The organism is Nocardioides marinquilinus (assembly GCF_039543705.1).
GTDB classification, from domain to species: domain Bacteria; phylum Actinomycetota; class Actinomycetes; order Propionibacteriales; family Nocardioidaceae; genus Nocardioides; species Nocardioides marinquilinus.
On sequence record NZ_BAABKG010000005.1, the window covers coordinates 371,844 to 397,366 of the forward strand.

A 25,523-nucleotide genomic window follows, 5' to 3' on the forward strand; every position below is an offset into this window, starting at 1 on the left:
TTCAGCGAGCGGTGGTCAGCGGCGGACGACGGCGAAGCCGCCCGGCGGGAGGACGAGCGGCACGACGGTCGCCTCCGACGTGGTGGTGCGGACGACGCGCCCGGCGCCGTCGAAGACGCGCACCGTGGCGGCCCCCGACCCGGGCACCCGCACCGAGGTGCGGCGCTCGCGCTGGGCGGCGCTGCGGACGACGGCGGTGCCGTGGCCGGCCTCGGCGCCGGAGCCGGCGAGCACGTGCTTGGTGACCAGCGGCTGCAGCACGACCGCGTCGAGGCGGGCGGTGCCGCCCCGCGTGCGGGCCACCACCACCTGCGAGCCGGCGGGCAGCACGCCGAGGGTCTCGGTTAGCAGCGCGCCGGGCGCCTCGGAGCGACCCTGCGGGCCGACGTCACCGGCGGCGACGGTGCCGAGCCGGCGGTCGCCGGCGCGGTAGTCGGTGAGTGCGCGTGTGCCGCGCCGGTAGTCGGTCACCGGCATCACGACCGAGGCCGGCTGCTTCGCCGGGACGGCGAACCGGGCCCGGCTGCCGTCGGTGAGCCGGGCGAACCCGGTGCCGCCGTACTGCGACTCGCCGGTCCAGCGGCTCTCGGGCGCCACGGCCACCGCACCGCCGGAGAGGACGGCGTCCTCGGCCTGCAGCTCGGTGATGCCGACGCCGCCGGTGATGGTGGCGGTGCGGGCGATCTTCGCGACGCCGGGGTGGGCGTCGAGGGCGAGCATGGTGAGCAGGCCGTGGATCGTCGACTCGGCACCGGAGTTCTGGTTGGTTCGGCCGTCGGCCTCGACGCCGTCGAGGGTGACGCCCGTGGCGGGGTCGTAGGTCGGCTCGCCCGAGGCGTTGGCCCCGAAGAACCACGCCGCGGTGACGCCGGCCAGCTGCCGGCCCGCACCGTTGCGGTGCGCGAGCAGGCCCTGCACCCGCGAGTCGACGCCGTAGGCGATCTGCACCCGGTCGGCCCGCGTGGGCTGGCGTCCGTTGTCGGGCCCGCCGGAGGTGATCAGCCACGGGTCGAAGGTGAACGCGTCGCGGCGGGCGACGTCGGTGAGCTCGGGCGACCCGAGCGCCCGGCCGGCGTCGGCCAGCGAGGCCCCCGTCTGCGAGGCCCATGCGTGCCACAGCGAGCGCGACAGGCCCCACGGCAGGACGCCGCCGAACGGCCAGCTGCGCGCGTCGCCGGCCGACAGCCCGGCCACGCCCTCGGCCAGCTGCCGCATCACGCGACGGGCCTTCGGGGTGCCGCCGTCCTCGACGTAGGCAGCCAGGCCGATCACGGCCTCGGCCGTGGCGTCGGCGCCGTCGACGATCAGCCAGGCCGGCGTCTGGCGCCCGTCGGCGTTGTAGAAGTCGCCGTAGCGGTCGAGGACCTGCCGGTCGACGGCGTCGAGCGCCAGGCCGAGCCGGCGCTCGAGGAAGCGCGCGAAGCCCGGGTCGGCGTCGCGGAACGCGGGCACCGCCTCGCCCAGCGCCCAGATCGTGCGGGCCAGCCAGTAGGAGGCGTCGCTGTCGCTGGGGTCGGGCAGCTCGACCGGCTCGGCGCTGCGGTTCAGCGTGCCGTCGGGCTGCATCCAGAGCACCACGTTGCCGGCGTTGCGGCCGGTGGCGGTCTGCATGTAGGTCAGCCCGCGCAGCAGCTGGTAGGCGCGCTCGCGGCTGTCGGCGTCGCCGGTCTGCTGCCAGTGCCGCACGTAGACGACGGCCGCCCGCGCGACGTCGTCGGCGTTGTAGGCGCCCTGGGTCCAGTGGCCGGTCTCGGGGTCGAGGGTGCCGCCGCCGATGCGCTCGAAGCCGTCGGGCGACTCCGGACGCCGGTCGGCGTAGGTCCACAGCATCCCCACCTCGGGCTCCTGCACCAGCCGGTAGGTCGTGTGGCGCGCCAGCACGCGCGGCGACGCGGTGTCGCCGAGGAAGTCGAGGTGGTCGAGGTTGGTCAGCGGCGTCCGGGCGGCCGCGGGCGCCAGCTGAGCCGGCTGAGCCCGCTGCGCCCGCTGCGCCGAGGCCGCGGGGACGACGTCCGCCTGCGACGGCGACGCCGCCAGCACCCCCGCCCCGAGCACGAGGGCCGTGACGGCCCCGAGGGACCTCCTGGTCGTCGTCATCGTCATCCCTTCACTCCGCTGCCGATCTCGAGGTCGGTGAACCGCCGCTGGAAGGCGACGAAGAGCGCCACCGCGGGCGTGGCCAGCACGACGGCGCCGGCGAGGATCGCGCCGAACGGGTTGCCCGCGCGGCCGGCGATGTTGCTCATGTAGTTGGCCAGCGTGACCGCCAGCGGCTGCAGGTCGGGGTCCTTGGTGACCAGGAACGGCCACAGGAACTCGTTCCACGGCCCGATGAAGGTCAGCAGCATCGCGGTCAGCAGCGCCGGCCGCACCAGCGGCAGCGCGATCGACCACAGGATGCGCAGCTCGCTCGCGCCGTCGATGGCGGCGGCCGAGAACAGCTCCTCGGGCAGGCTGAGGAAGAACTGCCGGAAGACGAAGACCGCCGTCGAGTTGATCAGGAACGGCGCGATCATGCCGGCGTAGGAGTCGGCCAGGTCGTAGTAGCGCACGATCATCACGTAGATCGGGATGATGAGCAGCTGGAACGGCACGATCTGCACCAGCAGCATCACCGCGAACAGGGTGCCGCGGCCACGGAACCTCAACCTGGCCAGCGCGTAGCCGGCGAGGACGCCGAAGACCACCGTGCCGAGCAGCACCGCGCCGGTGAAGATCGCCGAGTTCAGCAGCGACTGGGCGAGGTTCACGCGGGAGTTGATGTCGGAGAAGTTGTCGAGCGTCCAGCCGCCGAGCGGGAACGCCCCGGCCAGGGAGGTGTCGGGCGAGCGCTGCAGCGACCCGACCACCATGTAGTAGAAGGGGAACAGGAAGACCAGCGCGCCCAGCAGCAGCGCGGCGATCGAGAGCACCCGCCGCCGCAGCCCGACCCGGGGGGTGGGCGGGGTGGCGTCGTCCTCGACGGTCTCCACGGTCCGGGGTTCGGAGACCTGGGTCATCGGTCACGCTCCAGCAGTCGTCGGTTGATCAGCGAGATCGCGAGCACCAGCAGCACCAGGACGACGCCGATCGCCGCGGCGACGTCGGGGTTCCCCTGCTCGATGCCCTTCTGGTACATCACGAAGACCGGCGTGGCGGACGCGCCGTTCGGGCCGCCGCCGTTGGTGAGCAGGTAGGGCTCGGTGAACAGGTTGGCGCCGGTGATGGTGGCGAGGATGACGACCAGGGTGGTCGCCGTCCGCACCCCCGGCACCGTGACGTGCCAGAACCGGCGCACCACGCCGGCCCCGTCGACGGCGGCGGCGTCGTAGAGGTCCTTCGAGACGCCCTGCAGCGCGGCGAGGTAGAGCAGGATGAAGAAGCCGAGGCTCTTCCAGGTCACGAAGACCGCGATGATCGGCATCGCCAGGCCGCCGTTGACCAGCCACGACGGGTCGGGCGCCAGCGGGCCGAGGATCTCGTTGACCAGGCCGCCCGAGCTGAACAGGAACAGCCACACCGCGACCAGCGCGACGGATGCCGTCACGTAGGGCACGTAGTAGGAGACCCGCAGGAAGGTGCGCAGCCGGGTCACCGAGTTCAGCGCGCTGGCCAGCACGATCGCCAGGCCGACGGTGAGCGGCACGTTGATGACCAGGAAGATCGCGACGTTGACGAACGCGCGCCGCACGTCGGGGTCGCCGAGCACCGTCTTGTAGTTCTCAAGGCCGACGAACGGCCGGTCGACCGGCACCCCGGGCGCGGTGAAGAAGTAGTCGTGGAAGCTGATCCACACCGCGAGGCCGAGCGGATAGGCGAACAGCGCGACCAGGAAGACCGCGTACGGCGCCGCGAACAGTGCGCCGAGCGGGTGGGGCCCGAAGACCCGCTGCCACACCGAGCGGCGGGGGCCGCCGTCCGGCTCGGGAGGCTTCTCGCCGGGCTCGACCGCCCGGGCGGGGGCGGTGGTGCTCACGACTCGTCGGCGAGCTCGTTCGCCTGGCCGGCGGCGGCCGACAGGGCGTCGGCGACGGGCTCCTCGCCGAAGATGACCGACTTGGAGTAGCTGTCGCGGATCTCCTGCCAGATCTCGACGGAGTTGGCGACGTTGGGCACCTCGACGGTGCGCGAGGCCTGGTCGGCGAAGGTCTCGTAGGCCGGGTTCTGCTCGAAGTAGTCGGGGTAGGTGCCCGTGAGGTCGTCGCGGATCGGCATCTGGCCGGTCAGCTCGAGCAGCTGGCCGTCCTGCTCCTCGCTGGTGGCGAACTTCATGACCTCCCAGGCGGTCGCCTGGTTCTCGCACGCCGAGTACAGGCCGATGTTCTTGGCGTCGGAGAAGGTGTAGGTCTCCTCGGCCGGGGTGCCCTGGCTGGTCGGCACCGGGACGACGCCCCAGTCGACCGACTCGCCGTAGACCTTGACCGCCCACGGCCCGACGATCGCCATCGCGGCCTTGGCGTCGGCGAAGGAGTCGCCGTCGTACTTCTCCTTCGGGCTGTAGCCGTCGGCGTACATCTGGGCCCAGAAGTCCCACACGGCCTGGCCGGCCTCGTCGTCGAAGGTGGCCTGGCCGTCCTCGACGGTCTGCTGGCCGCCGGACTCGGCGGCGTAGAGCGGGTAGAAGTCGAACCAGGACTGGAAGAACTCGCTGGTGGGCGCGGGGTAGATGGCCGCGTCGCTCACGCCGGCGTCGACCAGCTTCTTGCTCGTGGCGAGGAACTCGTCGTAGGTCGCCAGCTCGGGGTTCTCGGGGTCGAGGCCGGCCTTCTCGAACAGGTCCTTGTTGTAGAAGATCATGACCGGGTTCTGCTTCCACGGGATCTGGTAGTACTTCCCGTCGCTCGAGGCGTACTGCCCCGCGAGGTCGCCGCTGCGCTCCTCGACGTAGTCGTCGCCGTCCTCGAAGTCGCTGAGCGCGACCAGGCCGCCCTGCTTCTGGAACTGCGGGACGGCGGCCGGGCTGGTGTTGAAGACCAGGCAGGGCGCGTTGCCGGCGGTGATCGCGGCCGAGATGACCTCCTCGGAGGTCTTGCCGGCGGGGATCTCCTGGGCCTTGACCTCCTCGTCGGGGTTCTCGGCGTTCCACGCCTTCACCATCTGGTCGGCCCAGGCGATCTCCTCGGGGTTGTTCGAGGTCCAGATCGTGATCGGGCCGGTGCTGCCGCGCGCCTCCTCGGCGTCGGGGCCGCCTCCCCCGCACGCGGCGGTGGTGAGTCCGAGGCCCAGGGCCAGGACGGCGGTGCTGATCAGGGGACGCTTCATCGCGGTTCTCCTCGTGCAGATGGGCGGGCGGTGGGTGCTGGCTGGTGGTGAGAGGTGGTCAGGTGCTCGGCGCAGGGCCGGTCGACGCGCGGACGACGAGCCGCGCGGTGGGTGCGGCGGGCGCCGGGCCGCCGCCGGTGTCGCCGTCGACCAGCTGCAGCAGCCGGGTGGCGGCGGCGCGGCCCCAGCCGACGACGTCGGTGCGCACAGTGGTGAGCGCCGGCCGCAGGTGGGCGGCGAGCTCGGTGTCGTCGTAGCCGGTGACCGACAGCTGGCCCGGCACGTCGACGCCGCGCTCGTGGGCGACGGCGAGGGCGGCGGTGGCCATGAGGTCGTTGGCGTAGACGATCGCGGTCGGGCGCTCGTCCGGGGCGAGGTCGAGCAGGTGGTGGGTGGCCCGCGCCCCGGACTCGGCCGAGAAGTCGGCCTCGACGACCGGGCCGGGGCGCAGCCCGGCCTCGGCGAGCGCGGCCTCCCAGGCGGCGCGGCGCGAGCGGCCGTGCACCAGGTCGGCGGGTCCGGCGACGTGGGCGACGACGCGGTGGCCGAGGCCGACGAGGTGGCGCACGGTCTCGCGGACGGCGGGGCCGTCGTCCGCCCCGAGCGTCACCTGCCGCGGCGACGGCGGGACGTCGAGCCGTGGCCCGACGAGCACGGCCGGCAGGTCGAGCTCGGCGAGCAGCCGCGGGCGGTCGTCGTCGACGTGGAGGTCGGTGAGGATGACGCCGTCGACGCGCTGCTGCTGGGCCAGACGGCGGTAGGCGGGCTCGTCGTCGCGCTCGGCCACCTGCAGCAGGAGGGCGTAGTCGCGACCGGAGAGCACCGTCTCGAGCCCGGCGATGAAGGCCGGGAAGAACGAGTCGGCGCGCAGCACCTCGGGGGCGCGGGCGAGCACCAGGCCGACGGCATGCGCACGGCTGGTCGACAGCGCGCGGGCACCCGCGCTCGGCGTCCACCCCATGGCGCGGGCGACGTCGAGCACGCGGGCCCGGGTGTCGGCCGAGACGCCGGGGCGGTCGTTGAGGGCGAACGAGACGGCACCCTTCGACACGCCCGCGGCACGGGCGACGTCGGAGATCGTGGGGCGAGCCATCCCGGCTGACTAAACCGGTTAAGTGCCGAACGTGTCAACCGTCACACCGCAGCCTTTACTTCCAGGCCCGGGAGTGACAGCGCCTCCCGAGCCGTCCGGCACGGGAGGCGCTGGGCCACGCGGTCAGCGGGCGGTGGTTAGCCCTTCAGCGCTGCCATCGCCTCGATGCTGATGCGGGCGTTGTCGAGCGAGCCGTTGCCGTAGGTGCCGTTGTCCATCTCGAACATCGGGTTGGCGTAGTTGCGCGAGTCGATGCGACGGAAGAACGACTGGTAGTCGATGTCGCCCTGCCCCAGCGGCACCATGTCGTAGCCCGAGTCGGCCGTCGGAACGTTGTTGCCGTCCTTGGCGTGGAACAGCGGGTAGCGCCTGGCGTGGCGCGCGACCAGCAGGGCCGGGTCGAAGATGTTGCGGGCCTCGGCGCCGTCGGGGGCGGTGAAATCGGTGTGCTTGAACTGCGCGACGTGCGCCCAGTAGATGTCCATCTCGAGCCAGACGAACTTCGGGTCGGTGACGCTCAGGAAGTACTCCAGCTTGCGGACGCCGGTCGAGCGAATCATCGCGCCGGCGGCGTCGGGGCTGTCGAGCAGGAAGCCGTAGGCGCCGTCGTGGTTGTGCGTGTAGAGCTTCAGCCCGTGGTTGCGCATCGCGCGCTCGCCGAGGATGTTCCAGCGGTCGGCGGCGGCGTCCCACTCGGCCTTGGTGCTGCCGCCGGTGGGGTCGCCGCCGGTGCCGACGTGCTTCATGCCGAGGATCGTGGCGATCTCGCACGTGCGGTCGAACTCGGCCAGCGTGGCCGCGGTGATCGTCGAGGGCACCGACCCGTGGTTGCCCTGCGCGACGATGCCGAAGGCGTCGAGCCAGCGCTTGAGCTGCCGCGCGCCCTGGGTGGTGCCGAGGTCCGCGCCGCCGACGGCGTTGGCGTGCTGGGTGTAGCCGGCGAACTCGACCTGGCGGTAGCCGACCTCGCTGAGGTACTTCAGCACCTCGCGGAAGCCCGAGGGCGCGTCGGTGGTGCCAGGGTCGCGGCCGATGACGTCGCGCACCGTGTAGAGGATGATGCCGCGCCGCGGCGGCGGCACCAGCGCACGGTTCGGCACGGCCGAGGCGGGCGAGGCGGTGGTGACGGCGGCACCGACGGCCCCCGCGGTGGCCAGGCCCATCGAGGCGGCGAGGGTCTGGCGGCGGCTCAGCCCCAGACGTCGTCCGAAGCGGGCCTGCTCGTCGGTGAGGGGTCGAGGGGAGGTGGGCTGGTCGGTCATGACGGCTCCGAGAGGGGTGGGGTTGGCAACGACACCCGGCCGCAGCCGTGCGCGGTCCGTCCGGCCCGCCCGAGATGCTGGGACGTTAGGTGCGTCACACCGAGTTGGTCAACCATCCGGCCGACTTCGGCAACCTGCTTGGCAAAGTCGCGCGTCGGCACGCACGATCCCGTGGAGGGCCGGTGGTCTCGAGGCTCGTCGCCAGGGCTCCTCGCACCTCGACCACCGTGGCGAGGCACCCGGCCGCGCAGACCGGCGTCAGCGACGGGGGAGGTAGAGGCGCAGGACGTCGGTGTCGTGGGGGTGCTCGAGGTGGCCGCCGAGGGCGTCGACGGCGGCGCGGGTGCGCTCGCCGATCTCACCCTCGGCGAGCGGGTCGTCACCGGCGGTGGGCCACACGACGTCGACCCGCAGCCGGCTCGCCCGGCCCTCGAAGACCAGCCGGACGGCGCGGCCGGAGCCGGCGGCGACGTCCTCGAGCAGCAGGTCGAGCACCTGCTCGACCGGGCCGGGGGTGAAGGGCAGCTCGGTGTCGCCCTCGACGGCCGCGGTCAGGTCGCGCTCGCCGTCGAGGACGTCGGCCCAGCGCTGCGCCACCTGCGTGGCGAGGTCGCGCAACGGGATGGCCGCGCCCGCGACGAGCACGCCGCGGCCGCTCATCTCGACCAGCTCGCCGGCCACCTGGTTCAGCTTGCCGACGGTGCGCAGCCCCGCGGAGGCGGTGTCGCGCACGTGGTCGGGCACGTCGGGGTCGCCCGCCAGGCTCTCGAGCCGGAACCGCAGGCTCGTCAGGGGCGTGCGCAGCACGTGAGAGGCGTGGAGGCTAAACTCGCGCTCCCGCTCGACGCGCGCCCGCAGCTGGTCGGCGCTGCTCTCCAGCGCGCGGCCGATCTCGCGCGCCTCGGGGACGCCGCCGCGCGGCACGTCGAGCACGAACCGGCCGCGTCCCAGCGCCGACGCCGCCGCGGCCAGCTGCCGGAACGGCGCCGAGATCGAGCGGGCCACGCCGTAGCCGATCAGGCCGGCGAGGAAGGCCAGCATCGCGAACAGCGCGATGGTGCCGAGCCAGCCGGTGCCCCACACCGCGGTGACGCCGCCGTCGACCGAGCGCGAGACGGTCAGCCGCCCCTCGCCGGTGACGACCGTGGCCGAGACGGGGTCGTCGGCGTCGAAGTCGGCGTCGGTCAGCTCGATCGGACGACGTCCGGGCGCCTCGTAGCGCACCTGCGTGCGCTCGGCCACGAACGGCTGCAGCAGCTGGCGGTCGACCCGGTCGTCGCGGGCCAGCCGCTCGCCGAGCGCGACGCCGACGGCCTCGGCGACGGTCTCGACGTCCTCGCGCTCACTGGCCCGCAGCTCGCCCTGCACGGCGAGGGAGCGCACCACGCCGGAGACCGCGAGCAGCAGCAGGGCGATCGCGACGAAGGCGAGCGTCAGCCGTTCACGCATCGGCGGCGGGGGCCTCGAGGCGGAAGCCCACGCCGCGCACGGCGACCACCCGCTCGCTGACCCCGACGCTCTCGAGCTTCTGCCGCAGGCGCCCGATGGTCACGTCGAGGGTCTTGGTGGAGCCGTACCAGTTCTCGTCCCACACGTCGGCCATGAGCCGGCCGCGGCTGACGACCTTGTCCTTGTTGGCGGCCAGGATCGACAGGACGTCGAACTCCTTGCCGGTGAGGGTGACCTCGGTGTCGCCGGCGTAGACCCGCCGCGCGCCGACGTCGATGCGCAGCGCGTCGTCGTCGTCGGCGGCCTGCGCTCCCCCGGCGCCCGTGCGGCGCAGCAGCGCCCGCACCCGAGCCTGCAGCTCGGCGAGGCCGAACGGCTTGGCCAGGTAGTCGTCGGCGCCGTAGTCGAGGCCGACGACGCGGTCGAGCTCACCGGCCCGCGCGGTGACGATCATGATCGCGCCCTCGTAGCCGGTGGCACGGGCCTGCTTGCAGACGTCGAGGCCGTCCATGTCGGGCAGACCCAGGTCGAGGATGACGACCTCGACCGAGCGGCCGCCGAGCTCGTCGAGCGCCTTCTGGCCGGTGTCGACCCAGTTGACCTCGTAGCCCTCGCGCTCGAGCGTCCGCACGAGGGGGAAGGCGATGTCCTCCTCGTCCTCGACGACGAGCACCCGGTGCGCCATGACCTGGGATCATAGGGGCTGGAGGGGCGCCCGGTGGCTGAACCGCCGCGGTCGTGGACGGGCCGTCCGATCAGGTGACGGCGAACAGGTCGCCGACGTCGGCCACCCGCTCGAGCACCTCCTCGAAGCGCAGCTGGTCGAGCCCGAAGGGGTCCTCGGCGCCCGCGGAGACCTCGTCCCACGAGACCGGCGCCGCCACGAAGGGCCGCTCGCGCCCGCGCAGCGAGTAGGGCGCGACGGTGGTCTTGGAGCCGGCGTTCTGCGACCAGTCGAAGAACACCTTGCCGCCGCGGCGCGACTTGGTCATGGTCGCGGTGACCAGCGCCGGGTGGGCCTGCTGCAGCTGCTCGGCGACCTCCTTGGCCAGGGCCGTCGAGTCGTCCGGCGGCAGCCGCGAGGGCAGGTCGGCGTACAGGTGCAGTCCTTTGCTGCCGCTGAGCACCGGGCGCGCGTGGAGGTCGCGCTCGGCCAGCGCGTCGCGGGTGAGCAGCGCCACCTGGCAGCACTCGTGCAGGCCGGCCGGCTCGCCCGGGTCGAGGTCGACCACGATGCGGTCGGCGTTGCGCGGGCGGCCGTTGCGGCCCACGCGCCACTGGTGCACGTGCAGCTCGAGGGCGGCCAGGTTCGCCAGCCACGTGAGGGTCGCGAGGTCGTCGACGACGGGGAAGGTGATGGTGCCCTCGCCCTGGCCGCTGCGGCGCCCGGACGTCGGCACGGTCACCGTGCGCACCCAGCCCGGCGTGCCCGCGGGCACGTTCTTCTCGAAGAAGCTGCCCTCGGCGACGCCGTGCGGCCACCGGATGCGGGTGACGGCGCGGTCGCGCAGGTGCGGCAGCATCGTCGGCGCGATGCGCGCGTAGTAGTCGAGCACCTCGCCCTTGGTGGTGCCGGTGCGCGGGTAGAGCACTTTGGTCAGGTTGCCCAGCTTGAGGGTGCGGCCCTCGACGTCGACGTGCACGTCGCCGCCCGGCTCCGCCCTCTCCGGGGCCACGCCCTACCGCCCCACCGCGACGACCGGGTGCTTGGCGGGGTCGAGCCAGCGCATCGCGAACGCCAGGATCCGGCGCGGGGCGCTCACGCAGCCGGCCGTGGCGCCGTCGCCGTTGACGTGCAGGAAGATGCCGGCGCCGCGGCCGCGCACCTGCTCGCGGTTGTAGTCGAGCACCACGACGTACTCGTACTGGGCGCCGTAGTCGGTGAGCCGCTCGGAGGTGTGCGGCCGGAACCCGCCGCGGCTGATGTTGCGGTAGCGGTTGTAGAACCGCGAGCGGTTGTCCTGCACCCAGAAGTCGCCGCGGCGGATCGGGCGGTAGGGCAGGTCCCAGCCGGCGCGCCGGGCGGTCGCGCGGCCGTGCGTGCCGAAGGTGCTGAACAGCCGGTGGGTGCCGAGCGGCGTGGTGCCGGTGCCCTGCCGGCGCCGGTCGCCGGGGACGACGCCGCCGTAGCCGATGCGGCCGTCGCGGGCGGTGCGTCGCGCCGTCCAGCCGCCGTCGGCGTCGCGGGCCCAGAAGGTGACGGTGGCGTGGTGGCCGCGGCGGCGGTTCAAGGTGACGACCTGCTCGGTGCCGGGCTGCAGCCGCACGCGGACGCCGCCGAGCTCGACGGCGCGGGGCGACGCGGCGCGCAGGCCGTCGCCGCCGTGCGGGTTGACGGCGTGGGCCGGTGCGACGGGTGCCACGAGGGCGAGCACGAGGGCGGCGGCGGCGCCGGCCGTGGCGGCGAGGGTCTTCACAGGTCCTCCGGCGAGAGGTCGGGGCGCAGGCCACGGTAGGACGGTTGACGCAGCCGTGCGTAGCCGCGTCCGTGCGAGTCGACGTCGACCACGAGCACCGGCTCGACCCACACGGTGCCGAGCCGGTCGACGCGCGGCACCTCGTCGGCGAACGGGCTGTCGGTGCGGGTGAGCCCGGCGACGGCGTCCGCGAGCGCCCGCGACTGCGTGGCCGCGATGCCGCTGCCGACCCGCCCGCGGTAGGCGAGGCCGTCGGGCGTGGGCTCGCCGACCAGCAGCGCAGCCAGCCGGTCGATGCCCTCGGCACCGGTCTGCGGCCGCCAGCCGCCCACGACGTACGAGACGCGGTGACGGTGGGCCAGCTTCAGCCAGTGCGGGCTGCGCTCGCCCGGCCGGTAGCGCGAGGCGAGCCGCTTGCTGACGATGCCCTCCAGGCCCTGCTGCAGCGTGGCCTCGCGCAGCATCTCGCCGTCGTCGTAGGCGCCGGGCACCTGCCACGGCGTCCCGTCGAGCACCTCGGCGAGCAGCGCGCGCCGGCGCTCCAGCGGCTCGTCGGTGAGGTCGCGGCCGTCGAGGCGCAGCAGGTCGAAGGCCATGTAGGTGACCGGCACGGCGTTCACCAGCCGCGCCACCGTGGCCGCCTTGCGCACGTGCAGCCGCTCCTGCAGCGTGCGGAAGTCGGGGACGCCGTCCGCGTTCAGCGCGATGACCTCGCCGTCGACGAGCAGGTCGCGCCCGGCGAGGTCGGTCTCGTCGAGCGCCCCGGCGACGTCGGGCCACGAGGCGGTGACGTCGTTCTCGTTGCGGCTGGTCAACCGCGTCCGGGCCGCCGGCCCGGACGTGGTGTCGGCCAGGATGCGCATGCCGTCCCACTTGACCTCGTGGGTCCACTCCTCGCCGGTGGGCACGTGGCCGCCGCCGGTGGTCGCGAGCATGGGACGCACGGGCGTCATCCTGCCGCCTCGGCGCGGGTCGCGGCAGGTCAGGGAACGAGGTCGTCGATCGCGACGCGCAGCGCGAAGGGCTGCTCGACCTCGAGCGTCTCGCCCTCGCGCCAGGTGCCGACCTCGGTGTAGGCGGTGGCGCCGTCGCGCAGCGCGTAGGCGGTGACGCCGACGACGTTGTCGGTCTCGACGCGCCAGTAGGCGGGGATGCCGTGGGCGGCGTACTGCGCGGGCTTGGTGATCCGATCGGTGGTGCGCGACGTCGGCGACACGATCTCGATGGCGATGTGCACCTGCTCGGCGTGCAGGCGAGGCGCGGGGTCGGCGAGCGTCGCGCGGTCGACCACGACCAGGTCCGGCACCCGGTGGCTGGCGCCGAGCTCGACCCCCACAGGACCGAAGCACACCGCCGACTCCGGGAGGGCGGCGTCCAGCGCCCGACCAAGCCGGTAGGCGACGGCCTCGTGGCGCACGGCGGGCGGCGGGCTCATCTCGAGCGTCCCGTCGACGATCTCGTAGCGCCAGCCCTCGACGGGCAGGCCGTCGAGCCTGTCGAGGTCGTCGAAGGTCCACGGCTCGTGCCGGTCCCACACGCTCTGCGCCACGTCTCCTCCTCGGTGGGGTCCAGTCTCGCACCGCCCGCGCCCATCGCTCCGGGCTCGCCGCCCGACCCGGCGCGTGCCACCGGCGTCCGCTCGCCTGTGGACAGGGGTGTGGGCGGGGCCGCGATACTGGGGTCATGCGTGCGATCTGGAAGGGCGCGGTCTCCTTCGGGCTGGTCAGCGTGCCGGTGAAGCTCTACGCGGCGACCGAGAGCCACGACGTCTCGTTCCGCCAGGTGCACGCCAAGGACGGCGGTCGCATCAAGTACCAGCGGGTCTGCTCGATCGACGGCGAGGAGGTCGCGTACTCCGACATCGCCAAGGGCTACGAGACCGAGGACGGCGAGATGGTCGTCCTCAGCGACGACGACCTGGCCGCGCTGCCGTCGACGTCCTCGCGCGAGATCGCGGTCGAGAAGTTCGTGCCCAGCGACCAGATCGACCCGATGCTGCTGGAGAAGAGCTACTACCTCGAGCCGGAGAAGACCGGCGCGAAGCCCTACGCCCTGCTGCGGCAGGCGCTGCTCGACGCCGACCGGATGGCGGTGGTCACCGTCGCCATCCGCAACCGCACCAGCATCGCGGTGCTGCGGGTCAAGGACGACGTGATCGTGCTGCAGACGATGATGTGGCCCGACGAGATCCGCACCCCCGACTTCTCGGTCGAGACCGGTGAGGTGAAGGACTCGGAGGTCAGGATGGCCACCATGCTGGTCGAGACCCTCGCCGGCGACTTCGACGCCAGCGAGTTCGAGGACGACTACGCCGGTGCCGTGCAGGACCTCGTGAAGACCAAGATCGAGGGCGGTGAGCTGACCCGGACGCCCACCTCGACCAAGACCCGTGGCGAGGTCGTCGACCTGCTGGCCGCGCTGCAGAAGTCGGTGAACGCGGCGAAGTCGGCGCGCGGCGAGACGGTCGAGGACGACGCAGACGACGCCGACGAGAAGCCGGCGAAGAAGGCGGCGACGAAGAAGGCCTCGACCACGAAGACGGCCGCCAAGAAGTCGACGGCGAAGAAGGCGCCCGCCAAGAAGACCGCCGCGAAGAAGTCGACGACGAAGAAGACCGCGGCCAAGAAGGCCAGCTGACGCGGGCTCGACGGCCGGCACCGGCGACGTGGGAGACTGTCGGTGTGGCCACGCGGGTCACGACGACGATGGACCGGCGCCGCCGCTGAAAGGCGTCACGCGATGAGCACACCTCGCACCGTCAACCCCCTTCCCCTCGGAGTCGCCTCGACGCGGTGAGCGCGGCGAAGTCGCGGCCGTCCGACCTGCGCCGCCGACGGCGACCACCCGACCGACGCCGACCCGGCTGCTGGGGGCACCTGGTGGCGGCGCCCCTGTGGGTCGCCTTCGAGGCCAACCTGGGCACCCTGGCCCGCACGTGCGACGCCGTCGGCGCCTGCCTGGCGCTGCCCTCGACCGAGCACTACCGATCGGCCCTGACGCGCGGCAACACGCTCGGACGCCGGCAGCCGTGCCTGCACTGGGTCAGGGGCGACAAGGACGCCTGGGTGGAGCGGCAACGTCGGGCGGGCTCGCGGGTCGTGGCGGTCGAGCTCGCCGAGGCGGCCGTGCCCCTGCCCCGACTCGGCATCGCGACCGGACCGACCGTCGTCCTGCTCGGGCACGAGCACCACGGCGTGCCCGACCGGTGGGTGGAGGAGTCGGACGCCTGTGTCGAGATTCCGATGGCCGGCGCCGGCGCGAGCCTCAACGTGGCCGTCTCGGGCAGCCTCGTGCTGTACCGGCTGGCCGGCCTGTCGTGACCGGCGCTCCCGCGGGCCGAGGGGTCTCGAGGCTCGGCCGCGGCCGGCCTCGCACCTCGACCACCGGTGGTTGAGCAGCGAGGAACGAGCGTCGTCGAAACCACCGGCCCTCCACGGAAACGTTCGCGCGGTGGGTGCGAGGTCTCGAGGCTCGGCCGTGGCCGGCCTCGCACCTCGACCACCGTGGGGCTCTGACGATGGTCGAGGTGCGAGGAGCCCCGGCGACGAGCCTCGAGACCACCGGCCCTGCACGCCCTTCGACAGGCTCAGGGTCCGTGGGGTCGGGTCGGCGTCAACCTCTCGCGGTCTCGAGGCTCGGCCGTGGCCGGCCTCGCACCTCGACCACCGTGGGCCCGGCGTCAGCCGGCCTCGGCGGCCTCGATGAGGTCGCGGACGGCGTCGATGGCGCGGATGCGGCCGCTGACGACGTTCGAGGTGCCGTCGTCGAAGAGGGCCGACGGGATGCCGATGATCTCGGCGTCGTTGTTGATGGCGGCGCCGCCGGAGTTGCCCGGGGCGATGCGGGCGTCGGTGTCGATCTCGGAGCGCGGACCGAGGCCGTCGACGTCGATGAAGGTCGACACGACGCCGGTGGTGACCGTCAGCCGCGTCGAGCCGGAGATGCCGGGGAAGCCGAGCACGGTGACGTCGTCGCCGGAGGCGAGCGAGCCGGAGTCGCCGATCGGCATCGTCGGCAGGTCGAGAGTGCCGGTGTCGACCTCGTTGCCGTCGGCGTCGGCGTAGATCTCGAGGACCGCCGCGTCGGCGACGCCGTCGACCTGCACCGGCCGGGCGCGGTACTCGGGCGCCGCGGGCTCGTCGTCCCCCTCGACCAGCGCGACCAGCAGGTAGTCGGGGTCGTCGCGCCCGACCTCGCCGTAGTTCTCCTCCAGCCCCTCGGCCGTCGGCTGCGCGACGTGCGCGTTGGTGAGGATCAGCCCGTCGGACCGGATGATCGACCCCGATCCGGCGTAGGGACCCTGGTCGTCGGTCTCGCCGATCAGCAGCACCGTGGCCGCCTTGGCGCTGTCGAGCTCGGCGCTGCTCAGCACGTCGAGCGAGGACGACGACCCGCCGCCCGCCACGCCGCCGGTGCCGTCGCGCGTCAGCAGCACCGCCGTCACCGCGCTCGCCGCGACCAGCGCGAGCACGGCCACCACCGCTCCGACCACCACCAGCACCCGGTTGCGGCGCCTGCGCGCGAACCGGCGCTCCTCCTCGGCGGCCGAGAGGATCGGCACGAGGCTCAGCGGCGGGCCGGCCACCGGGTGGCCCAGCCGCAGGTCGAGCCGCTCGTCGAAGCGCGTCGTGCGCACCCGGCGTCCCTGGTCGAAGCTGCCCTCGGCCGACTGGTCGGTGAAGGTCCACCCTCCCGGGACGGCGGCCACCAGGCCGTGCAACCGCGAGACCACCGGGGCGTCGACGACCACCTCGCAGTCGGGCGCGCGGCCGATGCGCAGCTGGGCGGGGTGGCGGAAGCGGTGCTCTCGGCCCTGCGCCACCACCAGCAGGTCGGGTCCGCTGCGCGCGCCGGGCAGGCCGACGGTGTCGCGCGGCAGCGAGAGCACCTGGGTGTGCTCGAGCGCGGGCGGCGCCGGCTGGCCCGGTGGCCCGGCCGCCAGCCGGTCGGACGGCGCCCCCCACTGCGGGGGAGGCGGGTGCGGGGCGGTGGGCGGCGGCGCGGACGACGGCACGGGCACCGGCGTGGGCGGGGCCGCCGGGGCGACCTGCTCGACCGCGACCGAGAACGTCGAACCCCGCGCCGGCGGCCCGCACTGCACGCGGGTGGGTCGGTCGATGCGCTGCTCGTGCACCCGGGCGCCCTCGACGAAGGTGCCGAACTGGCTGCCGGAGTCGACCAGCACCCAGCCGTCCTCGACCGGCCGCAACTCGGCGTGCACCCGCGAGACCGACGGCGCGGTGAGCAGCACGTCGGCGTCGATGCTGCGGCCGATGCGGATCAGCCGCGGCTCGCCGAAGCGCAGGGTGCGCCCGTCGAGCTCGACCACCAGCGTCGCCACGTCGTCCTCCTCTCGCCCGAGCCGTGCCGTCAGGACGGACGCCGCACGACCAGCTCGGCGGTGCGGCCCTGGTGCGGCACGCGCACCCGGGTGCCGTCGACCAGCTCGACGGTGCGCTGCGGCTCGAGCGAGACCTGCTGGCCGTCGGGGTAGCCGACGGTCCAGGCGACCGTCGAGACGTTGGTCAGGCCCCACCGGGCGGCGTCCTCGGGATGCTGGCGGAACCGGCCGAGCACGCGCGGGTCGTCGACGCCGGAGCCGAGGTGGTCGGCGCGCAGCGTCAGCAGCGGGCTGACCGCGAGCGTGCGGCGTCCGGCCCGCACCGTCAGCGGCGGGGTGAGCGGCTGCCCGCACGAGCGGCAGGTGCGCTCGGGCGCGGCGGGGTCCCAGAAGTTGGTGGTCGGGCAGTGGCGGCAGGTGGCCATGCCGTCGCGCAGCCGGTCCATCGCCTTGATCCACTGCCCCTCGGTGACCCGCGCGGACGGCGTCGTCAGGCCGGTGACGAAGGCCTGCACGAACAGCTCGCGCAGGAACGGCGGGTAGATCTCCCAGTACTGCCGCACGATCTCGGGCGGCCGGTTGCGGTCGTCGTCGGGGTGCATGCAGAACACGGCGTCGGTGCCGAAGTGGGTCTGCAGCCAGCTCGCGTCGCGCAGGCCGGCGTCGGTGAGCGCGCCCTCGAGCGGGTGGCCGAGGAACAGCGAGTAGAACAGCAGGACGGCGAGCGAGTGGCGGTCGGTGTCGGTGCTGGGCAGCGTGGCGTAGCTGGCGTCGCTGACCACCTCCGGCGCCATGAAGTAGGGCGTGCCGAGCACCCGTCCGGTGCCGTTGTCGACGCCCACGTTGTCGTTGTCGCAGATCAGCACGTCGCCGTTGGTGGGGTCGAAGAACACGTTGCCGAAGGAGATGTCGCGGTAGCACAGGCCGCGCGCGTGCAGCCGCAGGAAGCTGAAGCTCAGCTGGCGGCACAGCTCGATGGTGGAGGCGAACGAGACGTTGAGCGGCGTGCCGTCGCGGTCGACGTTCGAGAGCAGGTAGCTCAGCTCAAGGAACCGGCCGTCGCGCAGGTGCATCACGTAGCCGAAGCCCGGGAAGCCGCCGGCGCGCGCCATGCTCAGCGGCCACAGGAAGCGGTTGTGCGGCGAGCCGAACTCGACCAGCTGCTGGATCTCGCGGAACTGGACGTCGGTGGCGCTGTCGGGCTTGTACCACTTCAGCGCGAGGGGGACGCCGGCCGGCCGGCGCACCTCGAAGACGTAGCCCTGGCCCCCCTGTCCGAGCAGGGAGGAGACGTGGGCGCTGCCGAGCGCGCCGAGGTCAACCTCGGTCCCGTTGGCCAATACCATTCGATGCTGCCGGCTTTCGTGCGCAGGAGTAGCGGCGAAAGCGTAGCCTCACCCGACGCCGCCCACAGCAGCCTCCGTCTTACCGAGGGATGACCGCTCCGCGGCACCCGCAGACACCCCACGACGCGAGAAGGAAGACTTGCCAGCATGAGCGATCGCCTCGGCGGGGCGCTGGCCCGCAAGCCGCTGCACTTCATCTTCGTGCTCGACGTCTCGGGCTCCATGCTGCGCGGCGGACGCATCCAGGCGCTGAACAACGCGATCGCCGAGGTGCTCCCCCACCTGCGCGACGAGGCCAACGCCAACCCGCACGCCGAGATGCTGGTGCGGGTGCTGGCCTTCGCCAACGAGGCGCGGTGGGTCGTCGAGACGCCGACGCCGGTCGGCGAGCTGAGCTGGCAGCGGCTGGACGCCGTCCCGAAGGGCTTCACCGAGCTCGGCAGCACGCTACGGGTGCTGGCCGGGACGATGACCGAGCTGGAGCAGCAGGGCGTGGCCTACCCGCCCGCGATCATCCTGGTCTCCGACGGCCGCCCGACGCAGAGCTCGGGCGTCTCGTTCGCCGAGGGCCTGCAGGAGCTGCTGAACACCCGCTGCGGCGAGGCCGCCGTCCGGCTGGCGCTGGGCGTGGGCCGCGACGCCGACATGCACTCGATGCGGCGCTTCATCGGCAACGAGGAGGTGCCGCTGTTGCGGGCCGACAACCCCGAGCAGCTGGTCGAGTACATCGTGTGGGCCTCGAAGGCGGCCAGCAAGCTGGCCTCGCGCCCCGCCGTCGACCCGCACGCGGGGGTCACCGCCGTCCCGCCGGCCCCGGTCGGCGACCCGATCTGGAGCACGCTGGCATGAGCGGCGGCGCCTCCGAGGGGTCGGGCACCGTGGCGGCCGGCTGGCGGGTCACCTCGGCCAGCGTCATGGGCTCGATGCACGTGCGCGAGCACCTGCCCAACCAGGACCGCGTGCTCACCTGGAGCGACGACGACGGCGCCCGCGCCGTGATGGCGGTCGCCGACGGGCACGGCCACTCCACCCACTTCCGCAGCGACGTCGGCGCCGAGCTGGCCGCCGAGGCCGCGGTCGACGCGCTCCGGGCGCTCGTCACCCGGGGCCGCGTGGACGCCGTCACCGACGCCGTGCTGGCCGAGGTGGCCGGCCGCGTGGTGCGGGCCTGGCGCTCCGGCGTCCAGGAGCACGTCGAGGCCAACCCGTTCCCGCGCGATCGCGGCGTGCGCGACCCGATGCTGCCCTACGGCGCCACCCTGCTGGCCGTCGCCGCGGCGGGCCGGCCCACCGGACGCCTGCTGTTCCTGCAGATCGGCGACGGCGACACCGTCGCCGTGCGCGCCTCGGGCGAGGCGTTCCGGCCGCTGGCCGAGGACCCGTCGCTGGACGGCGTCCACACCGCCTCGCTGTGCCAGCCCGACCCGCTGCGCTCGTTCCGCTACGCGGTCGTCGAGCCCGACGACGACCCGGTGGTGCTGGCCTACTGCTGCACCGACGGCTTCGGCCGCGCCCGCGTCGACGACGACTGGTGGGCCCGCACCGGCGTCGAGCTGCTCGGCTTCGCCCGCGACCGCGGCCTGTCGTGGATCGCCCGGCAGCTGCCCGAGTGGCTGGAGGAGCCCGCACGCATCGGGGGCGACGACACCACGCTCTCCCTGCTCGCCCACGGCTCGCTCGGCCCGTCCGACGCCGGTGACGAGCAGCCGGACGGCGACGCCGTCCCGCCGACCGTGCCGATCCCGTACGACGAGTCGCCGGCCACGGTCGAGACGGTCGACCGGGCCGAGCAGGCGGAGCAGGCAGAGCAGGCGGAGCAGGCGGTGGAGCCACCGCCCACGGTCGAGCGCCCGAAGGTGCAGCCCTAGCGGGTGGGAGTGGCGAGGCTCCCCGCGCTCCGTGCGAGGTCTCGACCCGTCCGCTGACGCGTCCGTGTCAGCCGGTGTACCACCAGTTCTCGAGCCGGTCGTAGCTGCCGCTGGACAGGTAGGCCTCGGCGTAGCAGAAGCAGCCGGGCAGGTCCCAGTAGCGCACGGCGCTGCCGGAGTCGGTCGTGTACTCGTAGAGCGCGCCGATCGGCGGGTCGCCCTCCTGCTGGTTCCAGGTGCGCAGCATCCGGTCGTCGGTCTTGGCGTAGCCGAGCGCGATGCGCCGGTAGTCGCGGAAGTCCTTGCGGCTGCCGAAGCGCCCGAGGTAGACCTCGACCGGCCCGTTGACGTCGCAGTAGTTCTCCTCGAGCTCCTGGTCGACCAGGGTCTGGATGCGCTCGCACTTGGAGGTCAGGAACCACTGCGAGGCGAAGTCGAGCAGCTCTTGGCTGCTGGGCTTCTCGGGGTAGGCGCGGCTGGGGTCGGTGGACTCGAAGACGGTGACGAGCTCGTCGAGGTCGGTGCCGGCCGTGGCGTCGTAGCGGCCCGACTGCAGCGAGTCGACGTCGTCCCAGTACAGGTAGGCCTGCAGCGGGTTGTCGTCGTCGTCGGTCTCCTCGTAGGCGAAGAAGGTGCCGGCGTCGGTCTCCTCGAGCCGGCCGCCCGCGGTGAGGGTGACGGCGCGCTTGCGCGCGGCCTCGAGGTCGGCCTGGCTGTCGTAGGTGACCAGCTGCAGCAGGCCGGCGTCGATGACGCACTCCAGCCGCTCGGTCTCACCGGACGTGGGGTCGCCCTCCTGGCACCTCGAGGTGCCGGTGGTGACCAGGTCGGCCAGGCCGGTGTAGCGCTGGTTGACCGCCCCGGACGCCGTCGGGTCGGCGCTCGTCTCGGGGGTCGTGGGCGTGCTCGGCGGCGGCGAGGAGTCGTCGTTCACGGGCGTGCTCTCGCCCGTCGGGTCGACCGACGGCTCGTCGTCGCCGCCGGTGAGCACCACGGCCGCCGTGATGCCGCCCGCCACCAGGACGACGGCCAGCACCGCGGCGAGGATCGGCAGCGCCCTGCTCCTCCTCCGTGGGCCCGCGTGCGGGGTGCCGGTGCCCGGCGTCGGCGGCGGGCCCCACTGCTGCGCCGGCGAGTACACGGGCTGGGGCTGAGGCTGAGGCTGGGGCTGGGGTGCCTGCGGGCCCGGGCCGGCCTGCGCGGTGGGCGGCGTCCAGCCCTGCGGTCCGGGGCTGGGCGGCGGCAGCACGGTGGGCAGCACGGTGGGCGGCACCGCGGGCGACGACGCGTCGGCGTCCGGGGCGGCGGCGCTGCGGTAGCGCTGCACGTCGGGGTCGCTGACCCGGCCCAGGCCGTAGCCGAGCGCGGCCAGCGCCCAGCGGGCGCCGTCGAGGTCGGCGCTGCCGCGGTCGCGCGCGAGCCGGGCGGCGGCCTCCTCGACGGCCCGCAGCACGTCGCCGCCGCTGTCGAGGGTGGTGACCATCGAGCGCAGCGCGCCGAGGCGCACGGCGTCGACCAGGAGGTTGATCTCGCCCGTGCTCGCGGCGTCCTCGTCGAGGAAGTCGTCGAGGGCGCCGCGGAAGCCGTCGGCGTCGTCGAACACGTCGCGCCCGAGGCGCTGCCCGAGCGCGTAGAGGTGCTCGTGGAGCTGCATCGGCGGTGCTTCCTGTGCGGGGCCGCGCGGGCCGGCGGGTCGGGTCAGGCGGTCGCCGGCTGGAGCGCGTCGATGCGCTCGGCGACCTCGGCTGCGGTCTTCGGGCGGGCGGCGGGGTCGGCGGCGATGCACGCCGCGACCAGCTCGGCGGCGTCGCCGGGCACGCTCGGGTCGACGGTGGGGTGCGAGGCGAGGATCGAGCGCACGAGCAGCAGCGGCTCGCCCGAGGGCAGGTCGCCGTGCACGCCCTTGCCGGTGAGGGCGAAGTGCAGGCTCGCGCCGAGCGACCAGACGTCGGTGGCGCGGGAGGCGTTGGTGCCGGTCATCATCGCCGGATCGGTGTACTCCAGGCCGATCTGGCCCAGGCCGGTGACCATCATCCCGGGGCTGAGCAGCTGCGAGAGGCCGAGGTCGGAGAGCCGCCCGCCGTCGTCGGCGAGCAGGATGTTGGCCGGCTTGATGTCGCGGTGGGCGATGCCGCGCTCGTGCAGCGCGTGGGCGGCGAGGGCGGCGTCGCGCACGGCGCGGACGGCGTGCCCGACGTCGAGGTGGCCGGCGGGCTTCTCGAGCGAGCCGAGCGGCAGGTACTCCATCGCGTAGTAGAAGGCACCGCCGTGGCGGCCGGCGTCGTAGACGCGCACCAGCCGGTCGGAGTCGGCGACGCTGAAGTGCTTGAGCTCGCGGGTGGCGCGGCGGAAGGCGTCGTCGCTGGTCGGGCCGGCGATCACCTTGACGACGACCTGGCTCTCGGCGATGCCGAGCCGGGCCGGCGCCGAGGCCAGGTAGTTGGTGCCGTAGTTCGCCTCACCGAGCGGGCGGACGAACTCGTAGTCAGCGATTCCCTGCACGGGTGTCCCACCTTCCAGCAGCCCCCGTGAAGGGGCTCGGTCCTGATGCTGCCGGATCATGCCACGCCCCGCGGACGCCGGTGCGGCCTCGCGCCGACGGGATCACCGGTTCGTAACACACAGGCCCCTCGTACGGGTGTAGTTTCCCGGCATCGCCGCCGTCCTCGCCTGTGTCCGGGTGCCGTCGAGGGCAGGCCGGCCCCCTCTCGTGTCCGCCCGAGGAAGGCACATCACGTGACCCATCCGCCCACGGCCCCGAGCGTGATCCCCACGCCCGACATGGCCAACTACGCGCCCGCCATGCCGGTCACCGGTGACCTGAACGACCAGCTGCTCGGCACCGACTTCTGGACCGACGAGATGGTCGCCGCCGCCGGCATCCCGATCGTCGACGTCCCGTTCGTCACCATCGGCGGCGGCATCGGCAGCTTCGTCACCGTCGACTACCTGCGCATCGCCGGCGTGCCGACCGACCAGATCCGCGTGCTCTCGGCCATCGACTTCCCGTGGCAGACCTACGAGTACCTCACCCGGGTCTCGCAGATCCCGCGCAAGGAGCGCATCCGCTCCGACTCCGCCTCGCGGCCCGACAACATCTGGGGCTTCCCCTCCTACGCGCTCAGCGAGGCGATGGCCACCAAGAGCCCGAAGACGCTGTGGCAGGTCTTCACCGAGCCGATGTGGGCCGACTTCTACACGCCGAAGGCCGGTCAGGTCTTCGAGTCGATGGAGCGCGAGCGCCGCCGCATCCGCTACGACGAGATGCTGGTCAAGGGCCTGGTGCGCATCGTGCGCCGGCGCCAGGGCGGCGGCTACTTCACCATCCTCACCCCGCCCGAGGGCGCCACCAGCACCAAGCGCGTGGCGTTCCGCTCGCAGTACGTGCACGTCGCCGTCGGCTACCCGGGGCTGAAGTTCCTGCCCGAGCTGCAGGCCTACCGCACCCAGCACAACGACTACCGCCACATCGTCAACGCCTACGAGGCGCACGAGCACGTCTACGAGCGGCTCATGCAGTACCCCTCGACGGTGCTGGTGCGCGGCGGCGGCATCGTCGCCTCGCGCGTGCTGCAGCGACTCATGGACGACCGGCTGCTCCACGGCGCGCAGACCACGATCGTCCACCTCTTCCGCACCTTCATCAACGGGCCGAACGACGGCAACACCGGCAACAACCCCACCAAGACCAGCCCGTTCATGCGCCGCAAGGGCGGCGACGGCTGGGCCTACCAGGGCTTCAACTACCCGAAGTCGGTGTGGGGCGGGCAGCTGAAGAAGGAGATGCGCAGCCTCGAGGGCGAGGAGCGGGCCAGGAAGTACAAGACGATGGGCGGCACCAACACGCCCTACCGGCGCTACTGGCAGGGGCAGATGAAGCAGGGCCGCACCGAGGGCTGGTACCAGCTCGTCGTCGGCACCGTCGACCAGATGACCCCCCACGGCGACCGCATCGTCAGCCACGTGCGCACCCAGCAGGGCGTCGTCCCGATCGAGGCCGACTTCATCATCGACTGCACCGGCCTCGAGGCCGACGTCGCCGAGCACCGCCTGCTCAAGGACCTGCTCGAGCACGGCGGCGCCGGCCGCAACCCCGTGGGCCGCATGGACGTCGAGCGCAACTTCGAGCTGCGCGGCACGCGGTCGGGCAACGGCGTCATGTACGCCTCGGGCTCGATCACCCTGGGCGGCTACTTCCCCGGCGTCGACACCTTCCTCGGCCTGCAGGTGGCGGCCCAGGAGATCGCCGACGACCTGGCCAAGCGTGGCTTCGGCAAGCGCATCGGGCCACGACGCTCCGTCTCGCAGTGGCTCAAGTGGGCCCGCAACAAGCAGATCTAGGAGAGAACCGTGCTGCCCACCCTCAACGGCCGCATCCAGACGCGGCTGTTCATGCTCGCCACCTGGGGCGTGTTCTGGACCCTGGTGCTGACCCCGCTGCTGCTCGAGGCCTCCGGCGCCGCCTACCGCGTCACCTTCATCCTGCTCGCCACCGTCGCCGTGCTCGGCGTGCTGTGGGAGCTGGTCTACCACGGCCTGATGCAGTGGCGGTGGGAGAAGGACTGGCCCACGTTCTTCGGCTTCATCACCTGCATCAATGAGGGCGCTCTGATCATCCTGCTGCTCAAGCTGAACCTGGTGCCGGGACTCGGCTTCGACAGCGAGTACGTGCCCGTCGGCGACTTCCTCGTGCTGTTCCTCGTCATCTGGATGACGATCTTCGTCTGGACCAACGGGCCGATGCGGATCTTCAACATCCACTGGCGCTTCTTCGGTGGCAGGATCGTCTGACGTGAGCCCCGACGGTGAGCTGAACCTGACCTCCAGCGACGACTGGGACGTCGTCGACTGCCGGCCGAGCGCAGGCTCCGGCACCCTGGCGCGCATCGGCCGCGTGCTGCTGCTCGTCGGCTCGACCGACCCCGCCGCCGTGGCCCCGCTGCTCGACCAGGCCGAGCTCGTCGCCGCCAACGGCGGCCAGGGCCGCCAGCTGGTGCGCGGCTACGCGCTGCTGCTCGGCACCGCCACCGCCGACACCCCCGACTTCGTCGCCCTCGCCCCCCACACCACCGGCCTCGCCGTGCTGGTGCAGGGCGACGCGAGCGTCGACGTCAACGGCGACCACATCTCCGGCCGCGACTCCCTCGCGTGGGTCGAGCGGCTCGTGCCCTGGCCGATCACCTCGCTCGAGGCGCGGGTCGACGGCGGCGCCGAGGCCCGCCCGCACCTGCGGCTCGGCGGCGGCGTCATCGAGGCCGGCGGGCTGGTGCTCGCCACGCACGCGGCGTCCTCGTCGTCCGGCATCGTGCTGCCGCAGTCGCTCGAGGTGCCCACCCCGGCCCCGCTGCCCGACCCGGTGGCGCTGGCCAAGTCCGCGCCCGCCGACCCCTCCGACACCGGTCCGCTGCCGGCCACGCCCGAGCCCGAGCCGCCCGCGCCGCCCGCGCCGGAGCCGGCGCCCGAGCCGCCCGCCCCCGTGGCCGCACCCGTCGCCGCGCCCCCGCCG

22 protein-coding genes and 1 pseudogene are annotated in these 25,523 nt (G+C 73.3%); 7 read left to right on the forward strand and 16 right to left on the reverse strand.

What is annotated here, in order from left to right:
- Positions 1–15 precede the first annotated feature (15 nt).
- The 12 genes from ABEA04_RS19730 to ABEA04_RS19785 form a co-directional block, all read right to left on the reverse strand.
- Positions 16–2,103: a hypothetical protein gene (locus ABEA04_RS19730; protein ID WP_345462824.1), complete on the reverse strand. Its 2,088-nt coding sequence runs from the start codon at positions 2,101–2,103 to the stop codon at positions 16–18.
- Positions 2,100–2,999 (reverse strand): carbohydrate ABC transporter permease, encoded by a 900-nt coding sequence (locus ABEA04_RS19735; RefSeq protein ID WP_345462827.1) that lies wholly within the window; start codon positions 2,997–2,999, stop codon positions 2,100–2,102. The genes ABEA04_RS19730 and ABEA04_RS19735 overlap by 4 nt, the downstream gene beginning before the upstream one ends.
- Positions 2,996–3,955 (reverse strand): carbohydrate ABC transporter permease, encoded by a 960-nt coding sequence (locus tag ABEA04_RS19740; protein ID WP_345462830.1) that lies wholly within the window; start codon positions 3,953–3,955, stop codon positions 2,996–2,998. Before ABEA04_RS19740 ends, ABEA04_RS19735 begins: the two co-directional genes overlap by 4 nt.
- Positions 3,952–5,241: an extracellular solute-binding protein gene (locus ABEA04_RS19745; protein ID WP_345462833.1), complete on the reverse strand. Its 1,290-nt coding sequence runs from the start codon at positions 5,239–5,241 to the stop codon at positions 3,952–3,954. Before ABEA04_RS19745 ends, ABEA04_RS19740 begins: the two co-directional genes overlap by 4 nt.
- 58 nt (positions 5,242–5,299) lie before the next feature.
- Entirely contained in the window at positions 5,300–6,334 is a 1,035-nt protein-coding gene (locus ABEA04_RS19750; protein WP_345462836.1) for a LacI family DNA-binding transcriptional regulator, read from the reverse strand.
- Positions 6,335–6,471: 137 nt separating this feature from the next.
- Positions 6,472–7,596 (reverse strand): sugar phosphate isomerase/epimerase family protein, encoded by a 1,125-nt coding sequence (locus ABEA04_RS19755; RefSeq protein WP_345462839.1) that lies wholly within the window; start codon positions 7,594–7,596, stop codon positions 6,472–6,474.
- Positions 7,597–7,854: 258 nt separating this feature from the next.
- Positions 7,855–9,045: a HAMP domain-containing protein gene (locus ABEA04_RS19760; RefSeq protein WP_345462843.1), complete on the reverse strand. Its 1,191-nt coding sequence runs from the start codon at positions 9,043–9,045 to the stop codon at positions 7,855–7,857.
- Complete coding sequence (locus tag ABEA04_RS19765; RefSeq protein WP_345462846.1) at positions 9,038–9,730, reverse strand: response regulator transcription factor; 693 nt, start codon at positions 9,728–9,730, stop codon at positions 9,038–9,040. Before ABEA04_RS19765 ends, ABEA04_RS19760 begins: the two co-directional genes overlap by 8 nt.
- Before the next feature lie 70 nt (positions 9,731–9,800).
- Positions 9,801–10,721 carry a non-homologous end-joining DNA ligase gene (gene ligD / locus ABEA04_RS19770; RefSeq protein ID WP_345462849.1) on the reverse strand — a complete coding sequence of 307 codons (921 nt, stop codon included), beginning with the start codon at positions 10,719–10,721 and terminating at the stop codon, positions 9,801–9,803.
- A 3-nt stretch (positions 10,722–10,724) separates the two neighbouring features.
- Positions 10,725–11,462: a L,D-transpeptidase family protein gene (locus ABEA04_RS19775; protein WP_345462852.1), complete on the reverse strand. Its 738-nt coding sequence runs from the start codon at positions 11,460–11,462 to the stop codon at positions 10,725–10,727.
- Entirely contained in the window at positions 11,459–12,415 is a 957-nt protein-coding gene (gene ligD / locus ABEA04_RS19780) for a non-homologous end-joining DNA ligase (protein ID WP_345462854.1), read from the reverse strand. The genes ABEA04_RS19775 and ligD (ABEA04_RS19780) overlap by 4 nt, the downstream gene beginning before the upstream one ends.
- A gap of 29 nt (positions 12,416–12,444) precedes the next feature.
- On the reverse strand, positions 12,445–13,011 hold the full coding sequence (locus ABEA04_RS19785; protein WP_345462856.1) for a Uma2 family endonuclease: 567 nt from the start codon (positions 13,009–13,011) through the stop codon (positions 12,445–12,447).
- 134 nt (positions 13,012–13,145) lie between these two features.
- Between ABEA04_RS19785 and ku the strand changes: the two genes are divergently transcribed.
- Together ku and ABEA04_RS19795 are read left to right on the forward strand one after the other, a co-directional pair.
- Positions 13,146–14,099, forward strand: a complete 954-nt coding sequence (gene ku, locus ABEA04_RS19790; protein ID WP_345462859.1) for a non-homologous end joining protein Ku — start codon at positions 13,146–13,148, stop codon at positions 14,097–14,099.
- Between the two features lie 242 nt (positions 14,100–14,341).
- The gene (locus ABEA04_RS19795) at positions 14,342–14,782 is read left to right on the forward strand and encodes a TrmH family RNA methyltransferase (RefSeq protein ID WP_345462862.1); all 441 of its coding nucleotides are present in this window, start codon (positions 14,342–14,344) and stop codon (positions 14,780–14,782) included.
- A gap of 359 nt (positions 14,783–15,141) precedes the next feature.
- On the opposite strand, the gene ABEA04_RS19800 is transcribed toward ABEA04_RS19795, so the two are convergent.
- Positions 15,142–16,803 carry a trypsin-like peptidase domain-containing protein gene (locus ABEA04_RS19800; RefSeq protein WP_345462865.1) on the reverse strand — a complete coding sequence of 554 codons (1,662 nt, stop codon included), beginning with the start codon at positions 16,801–16,803 and terminating at the stop codon, positions 15,142–15,144.
- 29 nt (positions 16,804–16,832) lie between these two features.
- A complete protein-coding gene (locus ABEA04_RS19805; protein ID WP_345462868.1) occupies positions 16,833–18,143 on the reverse strand; it encodes a protein kinase domain-containing protein in 1,311 nt (436 codons plus the stop codon).
- Positions 18,144–18,296: 153 nt separating this feature from the next.
- Here ABEA04_RS19805 and ABEA04_RS19810 point away from each other — a divergent pair, with 153 nt between their 5' ends.
- Positions 18,297–18,998 carry a vWA domain-containing protein gene (locus tag ABEA04_RS19810; RefSeq protein WP_345462871.1) on the forward strand — a complete coding sequence of 234 codons (702 nt, stop codon included), beginning with the start codon at positions 18,297–18,299 and terminating at the stop codon, positions 18,996–18,998.
- Positions 18,995–20,017 carry a PP2C family serine/threonine-protein phosphatase gene (locus ABEA04_RS19815; RefSeq protein ID WP_345462874.1) on the forward strand — a complete coding sequence of 341 codons (1,023 nt, stop codon included), beginning with the start codon at positions 18,995–18,997 and terminating at the stop codon, positions 20,015–20,017. The genes ABEA04_RS19810 and ABEA04_RS19815 overlap by 4 nt, the downstream gene beginning before the upstream one ends.
- Positions 20,018–20,084: 67 nt before the next feature.
- Here the strand turns inward: ABEA04_RS19815 and ABEA04_RS19820 are convergent, their stop codons facing one another.
- Together ABEA04_RS19820 and ABEA04_RS19825 are read right to left on the reverse strand one after the other, a co-directional pair.
- Positions 20,085–21,671, reverse strand: a complete 1,587-nt coding sequence (locus ABEA04_RS19820; protein WP_345462876.1) for a hypothetical protein — start codon at positions 21,669–21,671, stop codon at positions 20,085–20,087.
- 44 nt (positions 21,672–21,715) lie between these two features.
- Positions 21,716–22,519, reverse strand: coding sequence for a protein kinase domain-containing protein (locus tag ABEA04_RS19825; protein WP_345462879.1), 804 nt, complete (start codon positions 22,517–22,519; stop codon positions 21,716–21,718).
- 234 nt (positions 22,520–22,753) lie between these two features.
- Between ABEA04_RS19825 and ABEA04_RS19830 the strand changes: the two genes are divergently transcribed.
- The 3 genes and pseudogenes from ABEA04_RS19830 to ABEA04_RS19840 form a co-directional block, all read left to right on the forward strand.
- Entirely contained in the window at positions 22,754–24,358 is a 1,605-nt protein-coding gene (locus tag ABEA04_RS19830) for a hypothetical protein (protein ID WP_345462882.1), read from the forward strand.
- A 9-nt stretch (positions 24,359–24,367) separates the two neighbouring features.
- The gene (locus tag ABEA04_RS19835) at positions 24,368–24,808 is read left to right on the forward strand and encodes a hypothetical protein (RefSeq protein ID WP_345462885.1); all 441 of its coding nucleotides are present in this window, start codon (positions 24,368–24,370) and stop codon (positions 24,806–24,808) included.
- A 1-nt stretch (position 24,809) separates the two neighbouring features.
- Positions 24,810–25,523: pseudogene (locus ABEA04_RS19840) on the forward strand (hypothetical protein); the annotation flags it as partial.